Annotated in this window: 21 protein-coding genes; 9 read left to right on the top strand and 12 right to left on the bottom strand. The window is 45.6% G+C overall.

Features of this window, described 5'->3' with window-relative positions; translation table 11 throughout:
* Positions 1–15 precede the first annotated feature (15 nt).
* From BLO31_RS04435 to BLO31_RS04420, 4 genes are all read right to left on the bottom strand, one after another.
* On the bottom strand, positions 16–987 hold the full coding sequence (locus BLO31_RS04435; protein ID WP_070963067.1) for an AraC family transcriptional regulator: 972 nt from the start codon (positions 985–987) through the stop codon (positions 16–18).
* 79 nt (positions 988–1066) lie between these two features.
* Entirely contained in the window at positions 1067–1762 is a 696-nt protein-coding gene (locus BLO31_RS04430) for a TIGR01621 family pseudouridine synthase (protein WP_070963066.1), read from the bottom strand.
* 78 nt (positions 1763–1840) lie between these two features.
* Complete coding sequence (locus BLO31_RS04425) at positions 1841–3457, bottom strand: methyl-accepting chemotaxis protein (RefSeq protein ID WP_070963065.1); 1617 nt, start codon at positions 3455–3457, stop codon at positions 1841–1843.
* 141 nt (positions 3458–3598) lie between these two features.
* Positions 3599–4942, bottom strand: coding sequence for a sodium-dependent transporter (locus BLO31_RS04420; protein WP_070963064.1), 1344 nt, complete (start codon positions 4940–4942; stop codon positions 3599–3601).
* A 391-nt stretch (positions 4943–5333) separates the two neighbouring features.
* Between BLO31_RS04420 and cls the strand changes: the two genes are divergently transcribed.
* Both cls and BLO31_RS04410 read left to right on the top strand, forming a co-directional pair.
* A complete protein-coding gene (gene cls, locus BLO31_RS04415) occupies positions 5334–6788 on the top strand; it encodes a cardiolipin synthase (protein WP_070963063.1) in 1455 nt (484 codons plus the stop codon).
* Between the two features lie 71 nt (positions 6789–6859).
* On the top strand, positions 6860–8065 hold the full coding sequence (locus BLO31_RS04410; RefSeq protein WP_070963062.1) for a cystathionine beta-lyase: 1206 nt from the start codon (positions 6860–6862) through the stop codon (positions 8063–8065).
* A gap of 48 nt (positions 8066–8113) precedes the next feature.
* On the opposite strand, the gene BLO31_RS04405 is transcribed toward BLO31_RS04410, so the two are convergent.
* From BLO31_RS04405 to pspA, 7 genes are all read right to left on the bottom strand, one after another.
* Positions 8114–8572 carry a globin family protein gene (locus BLO31_RS04405; RefSeq protein WP_070963061.1) on the bottom strand — a complete coding sequence of 153 codons (459 nt, stop codon included), beginning with the start codon at positions 8570–8572 and terminating at the stop codon, positions 8114–8116.
* 113 nt (positions 8573–8685) lie between these two features.
* A complete protein-coding gene (locus tag BLO31_RS04400) occupies positions 8686–11787 on the bottom strand; it encodes an efflux RND transporter permease subunit (RefSeq protein WP_070963060.1) in 3102 nt (1033 codons plus the stop codon).
* A complete protein-coding gene (locus BLO31_RS04395) occupies positions 11784–12863 on the bottom strand; it encodes an efflux RND transporter periplasmic adaptor subunit (RefSeq protein ID WP_070963059.1) in 1080 nt (359 codons plus the stop codon). The genes BLO31_RS04400 and BLO31_RS04395 overlap by 4 nt, the downstream gene beginning before the upstream one ends.
* A gap of 1 nt (position 12864) precedes the next feature.
* Entirely contained in the window at positions 12865–13896 is a 1032-nt protein-coding gene (locus BLO31_RS04390) for an efflux RND transporter periplasmic adaptor subunit (protein ID WP_070963102.1), read from the bottom strand.
* Positions 13897–14100: 204 nt separating this feature from the next.
* Positions 14101–14490: an envelope stress response membrane protein PspC gene (pspC, locus tag BLO31_RS04385; RefSeq protein WP_070963058.1), complete on the bottom strand. Its 390-nt coding sequence runs from the start codon at positions 14488–14490 to the stop codon at positions 14101–14103.
* Entirely contained in the window at positions 14483–14716 is a 234-nt protein-coding gene (gene pspB / locus BLO31_RS04380; protein ID WP_070963057.1) for an envelope stress response membrane protein PspB, read from the bottom strand. Before pspB ends, pspC begins: the two co-directional genes overlap by 8 nt.
* Positions 14717–14796: 80 nt before the next feature.
* Positions 14797–15468 (bottom strand): phage shock protein PspA, encoded by a 672-nt coding sequence (pspA, locus tag BLO31_RS04375; protein WP_070963056.1) that lies wholly within the window; start codon positions 15466–15468, stop codon positions 14797–14799.
* Between the two features lie 225 nt (positions 15469–15693).
* Between pspA and pspF the strand changes: the two genes are divergently transcribed.
* The 7 genes from pspF (at position 15694) to BLO31_RS04340 (ending at position 22827) form a co-directional block, all read left to right on the top strand.
* Positions 15694–16689 carry a phage shock protein operon transcriptional activator gene (gene pspF / locus BLO31_RS04370; protein WP_070963055.1) on the top strand — a complete coding sequence of 332 codons (996 nt, stop codon included), beginning with the start codon at positions 15694–15696 and terminating at the stop codon, positions 16687–16689.
* Between the two features lie 114 nt (positions 16690–16803).
* The gene (locus tag BLO31_RS04365) at positions 16804–18423 is read left to right on the top strand and encodes an ABC transporter substrate-binding protein (RefSeq protein ID WP_070963054.1); all 1620 of its coding nucleotides are present in this window, start codon (positions 16804–16806) and stop codon (positions 18421–18423) included.
* Positions 18423–19385 carry an ABC transporter permease gene (locus BLO31_RS04360; protein ID WP_070963053.1) on the top strand — a complete coding sequence of 321 codons (963 nt, stop codon included), beginning with the start codon at positions 18423–18425 and terminating at the stop codon, positions 19383–19385. The genes BLO31_RS04365 and BLO31_RS04360 overlap by 1 nt, the downstream gene beginning before the upstream one ends.
* Entirely contained in the window at positions 19372–20259 is an 888-nt protein-coding gene (sapC, locus tag BLO31_RS04355) for a putrescine export ABC transporter permease SapC (protein WP_070963052.1), read from the top strand. The genes BLO31_RS04360 and sapC overlap by 14 nt, the downstream gene beginning before the upstream one ends.
* The gene (locus BLO31_RS04350) at positions 20259–21254 is read left to right on the top strand and encodes a peptide ABC transporter ATP-binding protein (RefSeq protein WP_070963051.1); all 996 of its coding nucleotides are present in this window, start codon (positions 20259–20261) and stop codon (positions 21252–21254) included. Before sapC ends, BLO31_RS04350 begins: the two co-directional genes overlap by 1 nt.
* Positions 21251–22036 (top strand): peptide ABC transporter ATP-binding protein, encoded by a 786-nt coding sequence (locus BLO31_RS04345; RefSeq protein ID WP_070963050.1) that lies wholly within the window; start codon positions 21251–21253, stop codon positions 22034–22036. Before BLO31_RS04350 ends, BLO31_RS04345 begins: the two co-directional genes overlap by 4 nt.
* Before the next feature lie 11 nt (positions 22037–22047).
* On the top strand, positions 22048–22827 hold the full coding sequence (locus BLO31_RS04340) for a DUF2927 domain-containing protein (RefSeq protein ID WP_070963101.1): 780 nt from the start codon (positions 22048–22050) through the stop codon (positions 22825–22827).
* A 43-nt stretch (positions 22828–22870) separates the two neighbouring features.
* On the opposite strand, the gene BLO31_RS04335 is transcribed toward BLO31_RS04340, so the two are convergent.
* Positions 22871–23776 carry a manganese-dependent inorganic pyrophosphatase gene (locus BLO31_RS04335; protein WP_070963049.1) on the bottom strand — a complete coding sequence of 302 codons (906 nt, stop codon included), beginning with the start codon at positions 23774–23776 and terminating at the stop codon, positions 22871–22873.
* Between the last annotated feature and the right edge of the window lie 147 nt (positions 23777–23923).

Genomic DNA, 23923 nt, shown 5'->3' with positions numbered 1-23923 from the left:
GCAAGAACAACAAGATTATACGTCGGCGATAGCGGTTAAATCGTCGATTTTCTTGCTCTGAGGCCGAGTCTGTTGTCTGTACTGTTTTGGAGTGATGTCGTGGAACTGCTTGAAGTTTCGTATAAACACATCTGAAGATTGAAAGCCGATTTGAGTGGCGATCTCCTCAATCTTCATATGACTACCAGCTAAGAGTTTTGCGCCTATAAAACATCGCCACTGCCGAACGAATTGAAGCGGAGCAACACCAGTCATCTCTTTAAATCTATCTGAAAAAGCGCTCTTCGAAAGGGCTGCCACTTCTGCCAGTTGCGGCACTGTAATCTCCTCTGCAAAGTGACGCTGGACAAACAATACTGCCGGAGATATATGCCTATCACTGAGGCCGCTTAACCAACTAGGAGGATGATCAGAAGCCAAAGTTTGACGCATAATTTCTATTAAAATCAGCTCTAATACTCTCTGGGATGCCAGCGTGTGACCAGCTAATTCTGAACCTACCTCTTCTTCTAACCATACAATGAGTTGTTCTAAACGGCTGTGCTTTTGCACATCAATCAGCATGATATCTGGAGCAATTCCCATTTGCGCATCTCTGCCCCAATGTTGTGCGAGAGAGAAATCGATGTATCCACACATCAGTTGGCTCTCTTCACCACAACCACCTATCCTCATTTGACTGATTTCACTGTGCGTCTTGCCGTTGAATAAGAAGTCGGAATCTAGACATACTGCGTCTTCATCACTCTTTTTTTCGTGGCAAGAGCCATGAGGGAGAATAATAAGCTGTCCGCACTTTAGGTGAATAGGGTCATGCCCTTCAACCTCTACAACACAACGCCCTTTGCGCAAAAACGTAAACGCTGAACCACCTTCAAAACATTGCTCTTTGATGCCCCATGGTGCAAATAACTCTACTTGAGCAAACACTTCACATCGCGGCGCTAAGCTTTCTATAAATTGGCTAAGAGGATCTTGGTAGTTCATTGCAACTCACCGAATTTTTGTTGTATTACCAAGGCATTGTGGCACAAGAATGTTTCCACTGATAGCCGATGACTTGGTACTACTTTTTAATAACTGGCCAATTTAACGCCCATGGTGCCAACCACATGTCTAGTGCTTGGGCTACTGCCGGCGAATGCCATTTTTTTCCTAAGCTTGCACTCTGGCGCGGGTCACATAAGAACTCATATTTTTCAGACTGGTATTCAAATCGTATTGCAAAAGCATGTAGGTACCCCCTGTCTGACTGGTTCGAAGCATTGTAAATAGGATCGCCAGTAATCGCTGAACCTATCGACTTTAAAGCGACTCGGATCTGATGCGTTTTTCCAGTCAGCGGCTTGCACAAGAACAGACGCTCACCTTGGTCACCAGCCAGAGAAAAAAACTGAGTGATTGCAGGATTACTGTTGCTGTTTATCAACTTCCAACTTGCTCTCCTCGACCTCTCCATATCGCCCTTGATCAAGCCCTGTTTTTTCTTTGGCTTCTTGTTGCTAATCGCTAGGTAGAACTTTTCAACAGTGCGATTTGCAAACTGTCCGGATAACGCCGAAGCTGCGCTGCCATTGCGTCCCAGTAGCAATATTCCAGAGGTCATTTTGTCTAAGCGATGGATAAGATAAAGCTGTTTATCTCCAGTGCGCTGCTTCACTTCTTCGAGCAGCATGGTGTCGCCATCATCTTTGTGAACCGAAACATTCGGATGCTTACTAATGACGTGAAAATCGGGGTGAGAGTATAGAAGGTCAAACATGAAACTGGCTCCAATTAGGAGCCAGAAGTATACCTAGGTTCACTTTGTCCCTGCAAGACAACAAAGCACCCTTGTCAATTATGACGCAATCTTAAACTTGCTAATTAACCCTTCAAGTTCAGAGACGCGCACGTTCAGCCCACTAACACGCTGTGAACTATTGTTGGCAAGTTCTAATGAGCGGCCGGATATATCGGAAATCAAAGTAATATCTGCGGCAATTTCTCTGGTTACAGCGGTTTGCTCTTCGGCAGCCGTCGCAATTGAGTTGATCATTGCTTGCACGTTCGCCGCTCCTGAAACAATCTCGTCCAAAGCGGACACCGCTCCTCGACTTTGCTCAACACCTAAGTCGACGAGCTGACAGTTGTCTTGCGTATAAGTCACCGCTTCTTGTGTTCCCACTTGAATAGATTGAATAATTTCTGCCACTTCTTGTGTTGCGTTCGTGGTGCGCTCAGCCAATGCTCTCACTTCGTCCGCAACCACGGCAAACCCTCTGCCCGCTTCCCCCGCTCGCGCCGCTTCAATCGCCGCGTTAAGAGCGAGTAAGTTGGTTTGCTCTGCAATGCCTTCAATCACTTTAATCACATTGCCAATCTGCTCTCCATGAGTACCGAGTTCGTTCATTTGACCAGACATTTCGTTCATCTGTGTCGCGACTTGGGTAATGCTGCTCACCATTTCAGAAATAACGCCCCTGCCTTGTTCGGCGGAAAGTTCAGACTGTCTTGCCTGCTCTGAAGTAGCGGCGCCCTGTTGAGCGACTTCTGACACGGTTAAAGTCAGCTCTTCTGCTGCGGTAGCTATCAAGTTCGCTTTTTCAGCCTGTTCTGTCGCACCACCCACGATATCGCCACTGATCGTACTCAGTTCACCACTGACAAGCTTCACTTCTTTTGTTACAGAAGAAATGGAACCAATTAAAGTAACCAAGGAATTTTGCATTGCGTTAACCGATAGCGCTAAGTTGGCAAGTTCATCGCCGGACTTATCTTGTATTTCCGCTGCGGTTAGGTCTCCGCTGGCAACTCGTTGTGCAACCTCATCCAGTTTAGAAATGCGATCCACTAAGGAATTTGAAAGCAGATAAGCAACGACGGCGGTTAACAATGCACCCACCAAGGACATCGCCATCGTGGTGTTTTCTATCACGACAAAAGCATCACTTAATTCGGCAAGAGATCTGTCCGCTTCAACTCGCTCACTTGTAGAGGCGGTGTCTAAGTGATTTTCTATTGGAATGAGATAGGACTCATAAAGAGAGCGCAGCAGTTCAAACTGCTCTTCGTCCGCCAAACTGGTTCGATTCCCCGAAACATTTTTTTCAAAGCCGTCGGTAAACTGCTTCATCAAGGATTCAATTTCCAAAACTCGCTGATGGTCTTCCGAGCCTTTGCTTTCTAAGATCAAAAGCCTTTTAATCGCTTCGGCAAATTCTAGTTTATTACTTTGATAGTCTTCAAAAGCACCATCAACACCAAGAAGCACCCCCGTTGCATCTCGATATACATCACCCGCTTCATCGACCAACATGAGATAGTTCACCACTTCCGGAACATCATCTAACCGGATTTCATCTGCCACTTCATGAGATTGAGTAACCTCAACCCAGATAGTGCCCCCCATGATGGCCAGGATCAAAAGAATACTTCCAAACCCAAGATAGAGTTTCTTTCTCACTGATAATTTCACTACGACCTTCCCATTATTATTATTGCTATAAAACTTATTCCTATGAAATATCGGCCTTAGCGGACAAATATTTAGTTAATATTTCAGCCACATACAAAAAACCTCCACTAGGGAGGTTTTTTAGTCAATCGCGCTAACAGGCTACATTATAGAGAACATAAACACTGCCAATATTGCCACTGGACATACTATTTTTACGTACCATGGCCAAATCTTCCAGAACAGACCTTGTGCAATCTCTGGGTTGCCTTCTTTTAGCTCATTGAGCAGGTTGTTTCGGTTCCAAATCCAACCTACAACGATTGCCCAAACAACGCCGAGAAGTGGCTGCATGTAAACCGTAGAGATATCGGCAATCAAACCAAACAGAGCACCGAAGTTAAGTGAGATGATAGTACTAGCGACCAAAATGATGCCACCAATCAACCAAGTTGCTTTCGCTCTTCCCATCTTCAACTCATCTTGAGCACAAGATACTGGTACTTCGAGAAGAGAAATAGAAGACGTTAGCGCAGCGATAACCATAAGTACAAAGAAACCTGTACCAATTAGCACACCGATTTGCCCCATGGTGTCGAACATTGAAGGCAACACTGCGAACACTAGATCGCCTGAACTCATCAGTTGACCTGCTTCATTAAAGATTTCAACACCGTTGTGCTTTGCCACGTACATCGCCGGAAGAATTAGCAGACCAGCACTAAATGCAACACCTGTATCTATCGCCGCCACCTGACCAGCAGTGCGCGGAATGTTGACGTCTTTTTTAAGGTACGAGCCGTAAACCATCATTGAGCCAACACCCAACGACAAGGAGAAGAAGGCTTGTCCCATCGCATCAACCATCAAAGCAGGTGATAACTGAGAGAAATCCGGCACTAGGTACATTTTAAGGCCTTCCATCGCACCGTCTTGGGTGAAGATATAGAGAATCATTACACCAAAGAGTACGAACAACATTGGCATTAAACGACTAGACCACTTTTCAATACCGTCGGCCACACCGTTTTGAACTACATAAATAGTAAGTAGTGAGAACAGCAGGGCAAGAATAACATTGCGTTCACCGCTAAAGTTAACCAACCAGTCGGCAGCACCTTGCATGCCAATCACTTCTAGCGACGGTGCCGCGGCAAAGCCCATTAACCAACCTGCTAGGATCGAGTAGAAGCTCAAGATCATCGAAGCCGCTACCATAGCGATCACGCCAAACAAACCAGCCGCGAATCGATTTCGATTCCAGACACTTTTTAATGAAGCGATAGGGTTTGCTTGTCCGTGACGTCCGATGGTCAGCTCTGCGACCAACATTGGAAACGCCAGCAAGAACACCATCGCAAGATAGATAACCAAAAATGCTGCACCGCCATTGCTCGCCGCTTTGGTTGGGAACCCCCACACGTTTCCTAAACCAACAGCGGATCCCGCTGCTGCCATTATAAAGCCCAATTTCGAGGAGAAATGGCCTCTTGAATTACTTGCCATGATGAACTACCAATTGTTGTGTTTGCATTAGGGCATCTAAATTTGTACGTGTAAATTATTATTTACACCTTTAAAGGGAATTAGCGATGCCAACTTGGTAGCAAGTAAAACAGTTTGCGATTAAAATTGGAACCCCCAAAAGTATATTTATCCATAGATCTATCAACCTGCCACTATTAAGCGCTGCTTTTTTGAGCAAAACCCTCCAATAGTAACGTATATTTACAAACAAATAACAATTAGAACTGCATACGTTCGCTATTTTACTTGGCGCATAACGAATCTGTTTTACTCTTGCTCAAATCGTTTTATTATCAGAGATGAACTGATCATTAAGTACTTGTCTCAGCGGGTACTTTTACCGCATACATTGGGAAAAACCACAATCAACATGGAAAAGTTCTATCACTTTTTAACGTTAGCCAGTCTTATTCTCTACTGGATTTTAGTTGCCGGTGTGACGCTCCGTGTTGTACTTAAACGGAGAGCAGTCAGCGTCTCACTCGCTTGGCTAATGGTCATCTATATCATCCCTATTCTTGGCGTTGGCTGTTACTTCTTATTTGGCGAACTCAATCTAGGTAGAAAAAGAGCCGAACGCGCCAAAGAGATGTTCGCGCCCTTCGCCCAATGGTTTACTAGCCTTAACTCCTGCATAGCTCACTCCCCAGAAACCTTTGGACGCCATATTTCTAGAATCGACGAGCTGTGCAACAACCGTTTAGGGTTGCCCGCTTTAAGTGGTAACACCTTGTCGCTGCAAAGCGATCCGGAAAGTATTCTGCGCTCAATTATTAAAGACATAGAACAAGCCCAATCGAGCATTCGCATGGTTTTTTACATCTGGCATCCCGGTGGACTCGCTGACTCGGTGGCTGCTGCTCTGGTAAAAGCCGCCAAACGAGGGGTTGATGTAAAACTGTTACTAGACTCTGCGGGAAGCCCTCGCTTTTTCAAAAGTCCGTGGTTACAAATGATGGAAAATGCTGGAATCGAAGTTGTGCAAGCATTGGAAGTCAGCCCATGGCGTATTTTCTTAAGGCGCTTAGACTTACGACAACACCGAAAAATTATTGTCGTCGACAATGAAGTGGCCTATACCGGTTCGATGAACATGGTTGACCCTGCCCACTTTAAACAAGACTCTGGTGTCGGCCAGTGGATTGATATTATGGTGCGAGTAACTGGCCCTACGGTAAATGTACTATCTGCCATCCACGGATGGGACTGGGAAGTAGAAACGGGTTATCGAGAAATGCCTCCCGTTCCTCAGTGCTCGATTGATAAAAACTCGCCTCAACACCCCATTCAAGTTGTGCCATCAGGCCCGGGAATGCCTGAATATTTGATTTCTCAAGTATTAACTTTAGCCATTAACCAAGCAAACAAGTCGGTGCGGATAACCACTCCGTATTTTGTTCCTAGCTCAGACCTGTTAGAAACATTAAAAATGACGGCTCAGAGAGGCATTAATGTCGAGCTAATCATTCCGTACAAAAACGATTCCCTGATGGTTCAATGGGCCTCGCGTTCTTTCTATAGCGACCTCCTAGAAGCGGGAGTCAGCATCTATGAATTTGATGGCGGCCTATTACATACCAAATCTGTTGTCATAGACGAAGAGTTCTGTTTGGTTGGAACCGTCAATATGGACATGCGTAGCTTGTGGCTAAACTTCGAAGTCACGCTAGCAGTCGACGACATTGCGTTCACCAAAGAGATGTATTGGTTACAGGAAGAATACATCCAAAAGGCCATCCCTGTTGATCGTGATATATGGAAAGAACGCCCAATGCGCTCGCGCTTTCTAGAACGTGTGTTCTACCTATTTAACCCACTACTTTAATTTTTCTGCGCTTGCCAACCTAACTCGATAGAGTTTTAATATAGCAAACAGTTATTAGACAAGGATTTCTTATGTCGGAAGGTAAAAAAACTAAACTGGTCACAGCTGGCCGTGATAAAAAATGGACTCACGGTGTCGTCAACCCTCCAGTTCAGCGTGCTTCAACCGTTGTCTTTAACACTGTCGCCGAAAAGCACCACGCCACGGTTAATAGAGCAAATCAAACCCTCTTCTACGGTCGCCGAGGCACGGAAACTCACTTTGCATTTCAACAAGCCATGGTAGATGTGGAAGGCGGCGCGGGATGCGCTCTGTACCCTTGTGGAACCGCAGCTATATCTAATGCGATTATTTCATTTGTCGAGCAAGGTGATCACATCTTGATGGTCGATACATGCTACGAGCCAACTCGCGACTTTTGCGACAAAATCCTCAAAAAGCTGGGTGTTGAAACCACTTATTTTGACCCCATGATCGGAGCTGGTATTGCAGACCTTATCCAAGACAATACCAAGATACTGTTTTGTGAATCTCCCGGCTCCATCACTATGGAAGTGATGGATATCCCGACCATGGCAGAAATCGCTCATCAAAAAGAAGTGATCGTCATGCTAGACAACACATGGGCGGCTGGAGTGCAGTTTAATCCTTTCGAACACGGTGTCGATATCTCTATCCAAGCCGCGACCAAATACATTGTCGGTCATTCAGATGTCATGCTGGGTACTGCTGTTGCGAGTGAGCAATATTGGGATCAACTACGAGAGCAAAGCTACCTAATGGGTCAGTGTGTTTCCCCCGATGATGCTTACTTAGGACTACGTGGTTTGAGAACCTTAGATGTCCGCCTGCGTCAGCACGAGCAAAACAGTCTGACGGTCGCCAAGTGGTTGGAGTCTCGCCCTGAAGTTGACCATGTTCGTCATCCCGGCTTGCCTTCTTGCCCAGGACACGAATTCTTTAATAGAGATTTCAACGGCGGCAATGGCCTGTTTTCGTTTGTGCTTAAAACCAGCTATCCGCGAGCAACAACCGCACTGCTGGACGGTATGAAACACTTTAGTATGGGCTACTCATGGGGCGGTTTCGAGAGCCTAATCCTCGCCAACGAACCTAAGAGTTTTAACAGCTTGAGAACCGTCGCCAATCCAAACTTTGAGGGGACACTAGTCCGCGTACACATTGGACTGGAAGACGTTGAAGATCTAATTGCAGATTTGGAAGCAGGCTTTGAACGCTACAACGCGCTCATCCTTGAAAAAGCAGTCCAATCATAGACGCGTATTTTGAAAATTGAATCCCCGCATCTAGCGGGGATTTTTCTTTTAATGACGATAGGTTTTTCTATTTTTGTAGGTGTTTGGATTGTAGTTCGCGTAGGCCGCTTCTCTCATTACCGTTGCCACCAGCCGATAAACGGCTACCCATGCATTGCGCGTCTCTCTATCAAACTCTCTGCCTAGCCCCTGTTTAAGCGCATACAGCAAAGCGTTTCCCACTGGCGTATAGTCGTCTACGGTAACACCATAGTGTACGTGTCGAATGGCCAACTCTTGAAGCACGGGAACGAGTTTATCAAGATTGTCCAAGCTGCTTACCGCGACTTGCAGGGTTTTCATCAGCTTTCGACCTTGCTGCTTTAGATCCGCTTTAAACAGCCGTTGTAACTCGGGGTCGTAATAAAACAGACGCGAGTAGAACAGCTCTGCAGCAAGGTCTGCCTGAGGCGCTACTTTCGCAAAGCTTTCTTTCACTAGTGTTTTTTGTCTCAGGGTCAGTGTCATGGCCTATTCCGATGAGTCAACTTACTTCTAATAGTAGATGCTTTATCAAAATAGTTTGGCTATCTGTCAAAAAGAGACAAAAAAGCCCCATTTGCATGGGGCTTTGTAGTTCGCTAGTTCGGGACTTTCAATCGATGAAACAACCCGTAAAGTACTGGGACAACGATCAGAGTCAGTACCGTGGCAAAACCTAGACCAAACATAATGGTCACTGCCATCGGTTTAAAGAAGATATCCGGTAGCAATGGAATCATACCTAGTATGGTGGTAATTGCAGCCATACAAACGGGTCTAACACGGCTCAAAGCCGCGTCGACCACTGCTATGTATGGGTCTTTGCCCGTCTTCATCTCTATTTCTATTTGATCCAAAAGCACAATACCGTTTTTCAGCAACATGCCCGACAGACTCAAGAAGCCAAGTAGCGCCATAAAGCCAAATGGCGTATTGAGAGCTAATAAACCGGTGGTAACACCAATCACGGCAAGCGGAACCGTTAACCAAACGATAAGTGGCTCTTTCACCGAGTTAAACAAGAACACGGTAATCAAGAACATAAATAGATAACCCAACGGCATAGTAGTGAACAAAGAGGCCTGAGCATCACGAGAGGACTCATACTCTCCGCCCCACTCAAGCGCGTAACCCGGTGGGAATGCTATCGCCTCGATCTGAGGTTGAAGGCGTTTTTGCAATGTCGCCGCAGTTTCTTCACCCAAAATATCAGGATCAGCCATCACGGTGAGTATGCGCTTGCGGTTTTTGCGAACAATAATCGGGTCTTCCCAAAGTACTTCATAGCCCTGGGTAACTTGTTGCAATGGAATAAACTCAGCAAGAGCAGGACTCCAGATCTTCATCCCTTCTATATTGCGAATATCAACCCGCTCGTCTTCTGGTAGGCGAGCGACAATAGGCATCAAGGTTGTTCCGTCGCGGTAAACACCAATAGCTTTGCCAGAGAATGACATAGCGAGGAACTCATCAACATCCGATTTTGTAATACCGTATCGACGAGCCTGACTTTCGTTAAACTTGGGTTGAAGCACCTTGGTTCGTTCACGCCAATCGTGACGAACGTTCGTCGCCCCCGGATCCGCATGCATAATGTCTTCTACCTGAGCCGCTAACCCCCTTAAGATCGTTGGATCAGAACCCACCAGTCGAGCTTCGATTTTCGCCCCGCCACCGGGACCCAACTCTATCTGTTTCAACTTGTAGTTTATTTCTGGGAACTGATCTTCTAGATGCGCCCTAAAGTCGGACATCAAACCCGATAGAACTTGGTAATCATTAACCCTAACCGTGATTTCACCATAAGCGGCGTAACTCTTCTCCGGTGCATAGGTCAACATAAATCGTTGCAAGCCCTTACCGGCCGTTGTGGTGATATGTTCTACATTGTCCTGATCAGACAACCAAGTTTCCAATGCTTTAAGTTTGGTGTTGGTCGCTCGTATATCCGTCCCTTCAGGTAACCAAATATCCGCTTGGAATATCGGTGTAGTCGACGACGGGAAGAACGCCTGTTTCACTTGGGTAAAACCAGCTAACGCAGCCACTAATCCTAGGATCAGCACAATGACGGTAAGCCAAGCGCGTTTCATACAAAACTCTAAAAAACCCTTGTATGCGACAAAGATAAACCCGTTATAAGGGTCACTATCGGCGTCATCTTGCTTCACTTTTTGCCCTTTGAAGAAAAGGTCAGCAAAGAATGGAGTAAGGGAGATCGCTGTAAACCAACTCAGCATAAGAGAAATTAGAAGCACCGAGAACAGTGTTCCACAATATTCACCCGTCGCGTCTTCTGATAAACCGATGGGGGCAAAGGCCGTTACCGCAATAACGGTAGCACCTAGCAATGGCCATTTAGTTTGAGTCACGATATCCGTGGCTGCTTGTAAACGGGTCCGCCCTTTTTGTGTCCCTATGAGTATGCCTTCAACCACCACTATCGCGTTGTCTACCAACATACCTAATGCGATCACCAACGCACCCAAAGAAATCCTCTGTAGGTCGATGGCAAAGTAGCTCATAAAAATGAAGGTACCCAATACCGTCAACAAAAGAATTAGGCCGATCAGCAAACCAGACCTCAAGCCCATAAAGAACAGTAGGACAATAATAACAATTGCCACTGCTTGACCTAAGCTGACCACAAAACCGCTGACCGATTTATCCACTTCTTTAGGCTGACTGTAGACTTCCGAAATATCTATTCCAACCGGTTGCTGATATTTCAGCTCTGCTAATCTGCGATCAAATCGTCCACCAACTTCGACTACGTTAACCCCTTGGGCAAACGAAACACCGACATTTAGCGCCAATTTCCCATTAAAGGAGATGATATTGCTTGGCACTTCGACATAGCCGCGTTGAATCTCAGCAACGTCACGCAAGTATATTAGCCCTTGCGCCCCACTCTCCGTAATAATCAAGTCGCCAAGCTGGTCAACATTTTGGAACTCGCCGGTCGGTTGAATTCGAACGTACTCGTTGCCAATGCGAATCGCACCGGCGTCAGAAACCACATTCTGAGTAGATAGAAGGTTAAACACGGTATTTGGGGAAATACCCAAAGAACTCAGACGCTTCATCGATATTTCGATAAACACTTGTTCTTGTTGCTGCCCCGATACCGAAACTTTGCTTACGCCATCAATTAACTCAAGTTCTCGGCGCAGATAATCCACATAATCGAGCAACTCTTTGTAGTTGTAGCCCTCACCGGTGATTGCCAGCAAAATACCGTAAACGTCGCCGAAGTCGTCAATCACTTGTGGGTCGTTAACTCCCGGAGGCAACTGACCTTTCAGGTCGTTGACTTTGCGGCGCAGTTCATCCCAAATTTGCGGAAGGTCATCTGGCCCGTAATTGTTTTTCATCGATACGGAAATCTGAGAAAGACCACGGCCCGAAATCGAATTGATTTCATCGACATAAGGCAGTTGCTGTATCGCTTTTTCTAACGGATAGGTTACCTCTTCTTCCACTTGTTGAGGCGTTGCGCCGGGATAAGAAGTAACTACCATCGCATCTTTGATGGTGAATGCCGGATCTTCTAAGCGGCCCAATCCAAAGAATGCTGCGGCACCACCAATAAGGAAAATAAGGGAAATCATCCAACTGATGACGCGATTTCGAATAAAGTAGGCAGCAATGCCTGTTATATCTTCATCTTTTTGAGGCTGAGTAATTGACTTTTCGCTCATCGACCCGCCTCCTGTTTGATTACTTCCACTTCCATTCCTTCACGTAACCGAGAGATACCAGCGATCACTACGGTATCTGAGCTTTCTATTCCTGATAAGACTTGAACGGCATCTTGTATGGCTTTGCCTATAACAACCTGCTTCTTTTCTACGCGGTTGTCTTGATTCACAACCCAGACAAATTTGTTGTCTTTATCAATATCGTCACCATCTGCATTAAACAGTGCTTCAATTGGCACTAGGACACCTCGTTTCAACTCTAGACCAACACTTTGTCCCCGAGTCGTAACCTCTACTGCCATACCATCGAGGACAATTTCGTTTTCCGGCATTGGCATAGTTAGAGTAACAGTAAAAGTTCGGGTCGCTGGATCAGGTTCAGTGGTGAACTCTTTAATACGAGCGTCGTATTCATTGCCACTTGGCACACGTACAACAGCCTGAATCGAACTCATCACTGCATCATTAGGTTGATTGGCATAAAGCTGATCGGGAAGCTGAATAAGGACTTCTACATCGTCAACACTGTGGATGTTAACCACCTGCTGACCCACTTGAATGTTCTCGAACTGGTCGACATTAACTCTTGAGATAATGCCATCCACTGGGGCTTTTAACTTAGTAAACGACAAACGTAGTTTAGCCAATTCAAGTTCCGCATACGCTATTTGTCTTTGCGCCGCAATCTCATCAAACTGGGACTTAGCCAATAGTCCCTTTTTAACTAATGGCTCCGAACGGCGATACTGACTATCCACAACAGAGTAACGCGCGCTGGCGTTGTCTACATCAAGTTGGTAATCAGTAGGATCGAGTTCTGCTAAGATGTCACCCTTTTTAACGCGATCCGCTTCTTTTACATAGAGTTTGCTAATCTCGCCAGAAACTCTAAAGCTAAGATGCGAACGTTCAGCCGCATTGGCAACAGCGGGAAAATAGAGTGAGTTCCCATTGTGCTCTTCACTCAATGAGGCCACTTTGACCTTTGGAAGCCCAAAGTCAGCATACTTTTGCTCGCCGCCACATCCGGCAAGCATAATTGCGGGGACTAGGGCTAGAACAGATAATCTTTTCATTTTATAACCCTCGCTCCTTCACCCACTCGCGAACCTTAATCCCAGCTTCAATGCCGGAAACCCCAGACATAATGATTTGGTCGCCATCTTCCAATCCATTTAGCACCTGACCTTTGTCATTGAGTTCGACACACGCTTTTTCGACTATCTGTTGGTCATTTACTTTCCAAACGCAATCTCGGTCACTCTCGTTGAACAACGCGGTGTTTGGAATTCTGGTTGCTCCAGAAGCGGCAGCGACTACGTTCACCGTTCCAGCCATACCTGGGAGTATGCCTACGTCTGCTGGTCTCTCCATTACCATAGTAACCTTATAGGAGCCGGTTTTAGGGTCGGCTTCCGTGTCGATTTCTTGAAAGGTCAGTAGGTATTGATTGTCAGGAAACGCATCGAAGGTCATGGTTGCCGTAGGTTCTACACCAACCGAAAAGCGCCCCAGCAAGTGATCGGGAAGTTGAAAAATCACTTTCAGCAACTGATTCGTTTGGATGTTCATAACGCCTTGGTTGGCATTGGTAAACTCATAGTTTTCAGCGGGGATGATTGAGATTGTGCCATCGTATGGCGCCACCAGCTTAGTATACCTTAGATTGGCCTGCGCCTGATTGAGAGTCGCTTTTGCTGAGTTAAAGTTAGCTTTCGCTTGGTCGTAATCTTGTTCGGAAACCACTTTGTCTTCACGCAACTTCTTAAAGCGCTCGTACTGGACTTCAGCCAATCTAAACTGGGCTCGGGCTTGTCTTTCTAAAAGGGAATATTCATCTGGGTTAAGCGTCGCTAAAATCTGACCTTTTTCTACTTGGCTACCAGCATTAACGTCTATCGATTGAAGTTGACCTGGGACTCGGAAGGTCAACACCGCTTTGTCACCCGCTTCAGACGTCGCAGGAAAGGTTCGTTCAAACTGAGAGTTGCCAACGGAAACGGTGAAAAGTTTTGCAGGACGAGATTCGGGCTCAGGAACAGGTGGAAGCTCCTTACCACAACCAAATAGGGTGGCAGTTATAGCCAGAAACAGAAAGCTTCGGCGCATCATTCACTATCCTTAATTATTTGTTTAAACCAAAAGATAGATGAATGGCGTTTTCTATTCCAGTGTCTTATACGATAAACGTATGAATTTTATGATCAACAAGCCTAAATTGATTGGGACTTTATATATCTTACTGTTCGTTGGGCTGTATAAATAAAATCTGCGCATCAACAAAAAAGAGAGGGAGAACCCTCTCTTATCGACTTATAAGTTTTTAAACTCGCGATCCACCTTGTATGAGCCGGAAGTGACATACGCTTCCATATGGCGAATTTTGTCTTCTATTTTGTCAAAATCGCGCTCTAAGGTACTGATCAAATCTTGCGGCGTTTTTCCCTGTTGCCAAGGTTTGCTCTTTAGTTGATGCTCTTGCTTAGCTTTTAGGTCTTCAACATAGGCGGCTGGTTGTTTTTCTACCATAAACGTCATAGCAACATAGGCCAGTAAAATCATAAAGCTACCGCCAAGCAGAGCCGCTGAAATTACCAGTATTCTCACCAACCACACTTCAATGCCTAAGTAATTTGCTAAACCAGCACAGACACCCGATATTTTGCCATTTGCCGTATCGCGGTATAGCTCTTTTTTACTCATATCTCTGCCTCCAGTTCGGGGTTTCCGAATCGAGAATGCGTTCAAGTGTATCTACTCGCTGCTGCATGGATTCTGCTTTTTCTGACAGTGACTGCAATCTCTGAAAGTCTTCATCGGATAGGCCACCTTCCGTTTTGCGCTTACTTCGGTAGTGAAGTACCAGCCACAGTGGTGCGACAACAATCAAGAAGACGACCAAAGGTCCGGTTAGCCAAAATGATGACATAGACAACTCCTAGTTATTATATTTTCGGGCACGCTCGTGCCGAAAGGGATAGTGGGCGATAGTTTAAGAACTGACGGTTATTACTGCTTTTTTTCTTCCATTTGTGCTTTGAGTTTTTCTAGCTCTTGTTCAATTTCATCTTGAGCTTGAAGTTCTGCAAACTCTTGGTCTAGCGACTTACCTTGACCTGTTTTAGCATAAAGATCCGCTTCGGCCTCAAGTTCATCAATTTTTCGCGAGTATTGATCAAATTTAGCCATAGCTTCATTCGTTCTTGCCGTGTGCAAATGGCGTTGAACATCTCGGCGATTGCTCGCAGTTTGACTGCGGATTGCTAGCGCTTGTTGCTTGGCACGAGTTTCCGTTATTTTGCTTTCTAATTTGCTGATTTCACCAGTGAGTTTCTCAATGGTTTCTTCAACCAGAGTTTGCTCGGTGTGAAGGCCTTTTAACACGTCTTGAAGCTTTTGCTTTTCAATCAACGCAGAGCGAGCTAAGTCTTCGCGTTGCTTGGTCAACGCTAATGTTGCCTTTTCTTGCCAATCGTTGATTTGGTTGTCAATCGCTTCGACTTTGCGTGCCAACTCTTTTTTGTCAGCAATTGCCTTAGCAGAATTGGTGCGAACCTCAACAAGGGTGTCTTCCATTTCTTGAATGATAAGACGGATCATTTTTTCTGGATCTTCAGCTTTATCTAATAAAGCACTAATGTTTGAATTGACGATGTCTGCAAAGCGAGAAAAGATACCCATAAGTATACTCCTGTTAGTCCTTCAGCGGCTTGACTACCGTTGGTTGATTGTTTGTTTGATTTACTAGCTTAATAGCGTATCTGCCTATAGGTACTCCAAGAAGCATGCCAACTTTATTAGACAATAAATACAACAACTTAGAATAGTTTCCATATTGGCACGGGATAATATATGATGAAATTAACCAAGGTTTGGTAAATTTCACCACTAAGGGCTTACTTAATCATGCAACAGAATTTAATTGGGGAATCCCCTTCGTTTCTCGCCGTTTTAGACAAGGTGTCTAAACTGGCAGCCATCGATAGACCCGTCTTGATCATTGGTGAACGCGGTACCGGTAAAGAGCTCATTGCTCAGCGACTGCACTATTTATCCAAACGTTGGGAGCAACCACTGATCTCATTAAACTGTTCAACCCTTAGTGAAGGATTGATCGATTCTGAACTCTTCGGACATGAATCCGGCGCCTTTACTGGCTCAAAAGGACGTCATAAAGGCCGATTTGAAAGAGCGGAAAACGGCACGCTGTTTCTCGACGAACTCGCTACCGCCCCCCTTCTCGTCCAAGAAAAGCTGTTACGCGTTATTGAATATGGTCAATACGAAAGGGTTGGTGGCCATCAACTCTTAAACGCAAACGTACGTTTAGTATGTGCGACTAATGCCGACCTTCCTCAAATGGCAAAAGAGGGTGACTTTCGCGCAGATTTACTGGACCGCTTGGCATTTGATGTTATCAACTTACCACCACTGCGAGAAAGAAAAGAAGACATCACGCTACTGGCTGAGCACTACGCCATCAAGATGTGTCGCGAGCTGGGTTTTGACTACTTTGTTGGCTTTTCCAATCAAGCATCGCAAGAAATGCTAGACTACCACTGGCCGGGTAACGTTCGCGAGCTCAAAAATGTTATCGAGCGCGCCGTATATCAAAATGGCATGGCCGACGCCCCAATTGAACATCTGGTCTTTGACCCTTTTTCTGCCAGTTGGCATCAAGATACCGATGACAATAGCGAACCGAGCGACCATACTTCTAATGTAAGTTTTGACTTCCCAATGGACTATAAAAATTGGCAAGAAGAACAAGATAAAGCGCTGTTAACCGCCGCGCTAACCAAAGGTAAGTTTAACCAACGCAAAGCGGCGGAGCTATTGGGGCTAAGTTACCACCAATTAAGAGGAATGGTACGAAAATATGATTTATCCAATCTCTCATAACCACAAAAATTGTCCAGATTTTACCTAACCAGCGATTTTTGTTAGTAAATTACTGAGATATTGAGGCATAATGGGGAGTTTCATTATGAGCTTATTACTCAGTTGTATCTGGCTATGAAAGCACTTGCAAAACTGACATTCGGACTACTAACTCTTGCCCTGTTGCCTGGGTGTGGCGAAGAAATCGACCATACTCAAATCAGGCAGGACGGCTTTGTATTCTGTGGCCAAGGTGGCCCTACGACTTTTAATCCTCAGTTGGTGGATAGTGGTATTACATCAGAAGCATTGAGCCCTCAGTTGTTCGATACACTTCTCACTCTTAACTCTTCGACTTTTCAGCCACAACCAAACCTTGCCAAGAGTTGGTCAGTCAATGCCAGTGGCACTGAGTATGTTTTCGAATTGCACGATAATGTTTCGTTCCACCGCACCGCGTGGTTCACACCAAAAAGTAAACTGAGTTCAGAAGATGTTGTGTTTAGCTTTCGGCGGCTAATTGACCCAACCCACTCCTACTTTTACGTGAGTGGCGGTGTCTACCCTTGGTTTAGTGGTATCGATTTTCACAACTTACTGATCGATGTTCAGGCTTTGTCACCGACCAAAGTTAAGTTTACTCTCAGTCGCCCCGACAATACATTCCTGTCCAATATTGCTACCAGCCACGCTGTTATCCACTCTTTGGAATATGCCACCTATCTAGAGCTTTCCGATGAAAAAGGAATGATTGATTCACACCCGATTGGCACTGGACCCTTCTATCTAGACGAGTTTCAAGTTAACGATTTGGTTCGCCTTAAACGTCACGATCAGTACTGGAAAACACCAGCAATCATGAAGCAAGTTGTGTTTGATGTCTCTCATCGAGGGACGGGAACACTCGCCAAATTGCTAAGAAGTGAGTGTGATGTTTTAAGCTCACCACTGTCGAGCCAGATACCAACAATCGAAACTCACGACAGTATTACCTTGTCGGCGCGGCCTGCGATGAATATTTCATTTATTGCCGTCAATACGGAAAATATTGCTCTAGATGACGCTAGAGTGCGAAAAGCACTAAATTACGCCATCAATCGTCAAAACATCCTAGACTCTGTCTATTACGGCACTGGTACGCAGGCATACTCTGTACTGCCTCCAAGTTCTTGGGCTTACCAAAGGGACAGTGTGCAAATTCGCTACGATAGAAACTACGCGCGCGCCTTGTTACGAGAAGCGGGGTACGACCAAGGTTTGGAACTCAACATGCTGGTTCCTCTAGAAACGCGAGCCTTTAACCCCAGCCCGAGAAAGACTGCTGAGCTTATCCAAGCCAATTTTGCGGATATTGGCGTCAATCTCAACCTCATTACTGACGACAGGTATAGTCGTGTTGACTCGGTGAATCAGAGCGATTTCGATTTGATTTTAACAGGTTGGATTGCTGATACTGGCGACCCAGACAACTTTTTGCGACCTTTATTGACCTGCGATTCTCAACGAGCGGGACTTAATGTATCTCAATGGTGTAATCCGGATTTTGATTTCTTACTAGACCTAGCGTTAGAAGTCGATAAACCCCGCTATCGCCAAAACCTTTACAAGCAAGCGCAGAATATTCTCAACGAAGAGTTCCCCGTTATTCCACTGAGTCACGGCATGCAATTTCAAGCTCATGACAAAACGCTTACTGGATTTAAAGTCAGTCCTTTCAATGTACAGCCGTTTGATCGGGTAGAGAGGATTCGATAATGCTGTTTTACGCCGTTCGAAGATTAAATCTTTTTATTATTACCCTGCTTATTTTGACCATGGTTGGCTTTAGCTTGCTAAGGCTCGACCCAAGCTCGCCGTGGCAAGGTATCAACTTTTGGCATGGGTGGTCATACTATTTACTTGAGTTGTTGCAGTTTAACTTTGGCGTTAACAAAGCTGGAGTGCCAATCATCGATGAACTCGTCGTGGTCTTTCCAGCAACGTTAGAACTTTGCTTAATCGCCTTCGCGCTTTCTCTACTTATCGGCATCCCGCTTGGCACTATAGCGGGAATGAAACAGGGTAAATGGGTAGATACCATTATCTCCTTTACTTCTATGTCTGGTTACTCTGCTCCGCTATTCTGGGTCGCACTATTAATGATCATGGTGTTTTCCCTTCACTACCAAGTGTTTCCCGTCGCTGGTCGTTATGACCTGCTGTATGAAATTGAGCACGTTACCGGATTTGCGATTATTGATGCCTTTCTAACTCAAGGGCCATACCGAGCACACGCCCTACAGAGCGTGATAGAACATTTGATCTTGCCCTGCTTAGTTTTAGCTCTGGCCCCAACGACACAAGTTATCGGTTTGATGAGAACTTCAGTTGCTGAGGTAATGAGTCAAAACTACATTCGCGCGGCCAGAATCAAAGGTCTTTCCACTCGTGAAATCGTTACTCAGCACGTATTGAGAAATGCCATACCGCCAATCATCCCGAAAGTTGGAGTTCAGCTCTCTAGTATGCTGACCTTGGCTATCATAACTGAATCCATTTTCAATTGGCCCGGTATTGGTCGATGGCTTCTCGATGCTTTGTCAAATCAAGATTACGTCGCTATTCAAGCTGGCGTAATTGTCGTTGCCACACTGGTGTTAACCGCTAATATCCTTTCAGACTTGATCGGTGCGATGGTTAACCCTCTAGTTAGGAAAGAGTGGTATGCTAACGGATAACGTTTACCAAGAAGAACGCATCCCTACTCAGTTTGAACGCTTTTGGCGAAGCTTCAGAGCGAATAACCTCGCCATGTTTGGACTTTGGTGTCTTGTGTTTATCGCATTGGTCACTGTACTGGCCCCTTGGATTGCGCCCCATGACCCCCAGGCGCAAACTGGAGAACTTCTGTTGCCGCCATCTTGGAATCCAGCGGGAACGGTTGAATACTTCTTCGGCACTGATGACTTGGGTCGAGATATACTCTCTCGCTTAATTACTGGTTCTCAACTGACCTTTGGCGCATCGTTAGTAGTTACGATTATCGCCGCCGTTGTTGGCTGTCTATTGGGCATCTTCGCTGGTATGACTCGCGGGCTATTGTCCAGTACGCTTAACCACTTGCTCGATACTGTCATGTCCATTCCATCGCTTCTACTGGCCATTATCTTTGTTGCCTTTCTCGGTTTTGGCGAGTTTAATATTTTGTTGGCCATCTGCCTTGCGCTCATACCACGCTTTGTTCGCTCTGTATACATCGCCGTGCACGGCGAAGTAGAGAAAGATTACATCATGGCTGCTCGACTCGATGGAGCGAACGACTTTTACTTGCTGTGGAACTCTATATTACCCAACATATTAGTCGTCATCGCTTCAGAGTTTACGCTAGCGCTGTCAATCGCGATCTTAGATATTACCGCTCTGGGTTTTCTTGGTTTAGGTGCTCAAGCGCCTAGCACTGAGTGGGGCGCCATCTTAGGTGATTCGGTAGAGTTAATCTACTTGGCGCCTTGGACAGTAACACTTCCTGGGCTAGCGATTATGTTTGTGGTCATAGTGATCAACCTTGTCGGCGAAGGGGTAAGAAGAGCCATTAATGCGGGGACTGAGTAATGCCACTGTTAGACATTCGACATCTGACAATTGAAATTGAAACGCCTCAAGGGTTAATGAAGGCCGTTGACCGCATGAGCCTAACCATGTCGGAAGGTGAGATTCGCGGTTTGGTGGGTGAATCTGGTTCTGGAAAAAGCTTAGTGGCGAAAGCTTTAGTCGGTGTTTGCAAAGACAACTGGAAAGTTACCGCTGACAGAATGCGGCTTGGTAACGTCGACCTTCTACAATTGACACCTAAAGAGCGCAGACGCGTGATTGCTCGTGACGTTGCTATGATCTTCCAAGAGCCTTCTACCTGCTTGGACCCTTCAGAAGAAGTAGGCAAACAGCTCATTGAGTCTATTCCGGCATACGCCTTTGAAGGCAAGTGGTGGGAGCGTTTTAAATGGCGTAAAAAACAGGCTATTGGTTTACTGCACAAAGTGGGCATAAAAGATCACCAACAGCTAATGTCGAGCTACCCTTATGAGCTAACGGATGGCGAGTGTCAGAAAGTGATGATTGCCATGGCCATCGCCGCCAAGCCTAAGCTGCTTATCGCCGATGAGCCAACCAATGACCTCGACCCTATTACTCAGTCGCAAATTTTACGACTGCTGAGTCGAATGAACCAGTTACACAACACCAGTATTCTGCTCATCGGTCATGATCTTAACACCATCACTCAATGGGCCAACCGAATTACGGTGATGTACTGCGGACAGTCGGTGGAATCGGCTAACACGCAGAAAATATTAAACCACCCTAAGCACCCTTATACCGTTGCGCTACTCAAAGCCATGCCGGATTTTGATGACTGGATCCCTCACAAAGAGAAACTCCAATCATTACCTGGTTCTATCCCTCCACTGCAGCATTTGCCAATTGGATGTCGGTTGGGGCCGCGATGCCCATATGCCCAGAGACAGTGCGTAGCCATACCTAAAACGAAACGAGTTAAAAATCACAAGTATGCTTGCCACTTTCCGCTTAACACTGAGGTAAAATCATGAGTGCGTTGTTAGAAGTTCGTGATTTGTCTAAAGAGTTTATCACTCGATCTGGCTTCTTTCGAAAGAAAGTCAATCAAGCAGTAAAACCTGTGTCCTTCTCTTTAGAGGCTGGGCAAACCATAGGTTTCATTGGGCAAAATGGCTCGGGAAAGTCCACCTTAGCGCGCATGCTCTCCGGGATGATCGAACCGACGTCTGGCGAAATTCGCGTCAATGGTGAGCTTCTTATCCACCGAGACTACGCGACTCGGTGTAAGCTTATCCGCATGATTTTCCAAGATCCAAATACCTCTTTGAATCCTAGGATACAGATCGGTCGCATTTTGGAAGGGCCGCTCAAACGAAACACCAATATGTCCCCTGAAGCCCGCATGAAGCGCGTAAAAGACACACTTCTCAGGGTGGGCCTGCTACCCGAACACGCCTATTTCTACCCGCAAATGCTTGCAACTGGTCAAAAACAGCGTGTGTGCCTAGCAAGGGCGTTAATTCTACAACCTTCTATCATTGTTGCTGACGAAGCATTAAACGGCCTAGATATGGCCATGCGTTCGCAGATCATTAACCTCTTTTTGGAACTGCAAGAAGAGATGGGCGTCTCTTTTATTTACGTGTCTCAACATATTGGTATTGTTAAACACATTACTGACAAGGTGATGGTGATGCACGAAGGTGAAGTTGTTGAATCTGGTGATACGCAGCAAATATTAACTTGTCCAGACCACCCCATTACACAACGTATGATTGAGAGTCATTTTAACAAGGCACCGTGTTTCAAGTAGAGCAGGCATCAATGATGAAAACCTTTTTACTACTTTCTCTTCTGATGCTGTCGATTAACTCCTCTTGGTCAGCAGAAAACACTTGGTTGAACAAAGAGTTTGTTCACGACGCCTTTATGGAAGTCGCGCTAAAAAATGAATACTCCGCTGGCGACAAACCTCTGATAAAATGGAAAAGCCCTGTACGCATTTGGGTTGAACACAAAGTACCTGATATAGCGCTGCACGATGACCTCACCGACGCCCATATCAGCCACCTAAGTCAAGTGACTGGCCATCCCATTTATCGGGTGCAAAACAGAGAACAAGCGAACGTAATATGGGTTTATACCAGAGAATCAATGTGGCGCGATGATGTCGGTAGTTTAATCAGCAAAGCCGCGACCAAAAATCTGCATGGTGCTATATGCAAAGCCGGCTATCGAAACAAAATGCCAAGTGGCGAAATTCACTACGCTGCGATTGTTATCCCTGTTGATCAGGCTCGTGAACACGGTAAATTACTGGCTTGTATTGTAGAAGAAATCACCCAAATTCTCGGCCTTCCCAATGACTCCCTAAAGGCCTACCCCTCCATTTTCAATGACGAGACTCCAGAAGATTTGTTGTCTCCACTCGATATTGTGCTGCTTAAACTGCTCTATCACCCTGAACTAAAATCTGGAATGTATAAAGGTGAGGTTAGCCCCGTTCTAAAAAGGCTAATCGATAAATTTGAGTCTGACGGTACCTTGCAACAGGCCGTTCAACTTTCCAAACAAGCGCCTTTATATCAATTAGCTGGATATTAAAAAACCCGGACAAGTCCGGGTTTTAATCATAACTTTAAGAAGCTTATACAAGCTCAGCTTGTAGCCAAGGCCAACCTTGCTTTTTACGGCTTAGTGTATTTTCCATCATCAATACACCTTCGCTTTCGTGCTTCACTAGTTTTTCTGCCCACTCACCTTTGTAAATCAAACGAGTTTGAGCTGTGGTGATATCTGTTAGCATTACCGCAGCAAATGCAAGACCTTCTTCACTACAACGGCGTTCTAAGTCGGCTTCTAGCGCATCAATCATTCCATCAACTTGCTCTAGCGTTGCTAGCTCAACCTGACCAACAACCACATCGCGGTTGTTAAACGGATAAGCTTTAAGATCTTTCTCAACCAACTCGGCTGCAGAAAGACCTTCGATATTCGTTTTTGCAATCAGTAGATCTTTAATAAATACATCTAAGTCTTCTACACCAGCAATTTCTGCAAGTGCCATTACCGCATCTTTATCTTTTGGTGTACAAGTTGGAGACGCGAAACCTACCGTGTCTGAAAGAATTGCAGACATCATTAGGATAGCAAGTTCACGAGTGATCTCCGCTTCTTCCATCTTGAATAGATTAAACAGGATGGTACAAGTACACCCTACCGGCCAGATCCATGCTTCTAGCGGGTTTACCGTCATCACATCGCCTAAGCGGTGGTGATCGACAATACCTAGAATTTCTGCTTCGTTGATATCATCTGGTGCTTGAGCCAAATCGGTGTAATCCACCAGCCAAACTTTTTCACCCGCAACGCTGTCGCGAAATTCTGGTTGATCAACACCTGCGGTTTCCAGAATATGCTGAGTTTCACGATTGATTTCGCCTTGACGAACGGCTTTCGCTTCTAGGCCTCTTGCTTTTAGAAGCTCGGTTGCAACCAAAGCACCACAAATACTGTCACTGTCTGGATTCTTGTGACCAACAACTAGAATCATCTTTATTCCTACTTATCTATCTATCGAGTCCGCTTTCGGACTACGCTCACAAAGGCGAATACTTTACCTGATTTTTAGCTCTAGTTCATTCGAAAAGCTCTCTTTTGCCCAAGTCTTATGGTCACCTCGTGCTTATCGCCTCATAAA

This window comes from Vibrio sonorensis (genome assembly GCF_001854765.1).
Lineage (GTDB): Bacteria > Pseudomonadota > Gammaproteobacteria > Enterobacterales > Vibrionaceae > Vibrio > Vibrio sonorensis.
The sequence above is the reverse complement of the archived record's forward strand: the minus strand, read 5'-3'. Positions and strand labels throughout refer to the sequence as shown.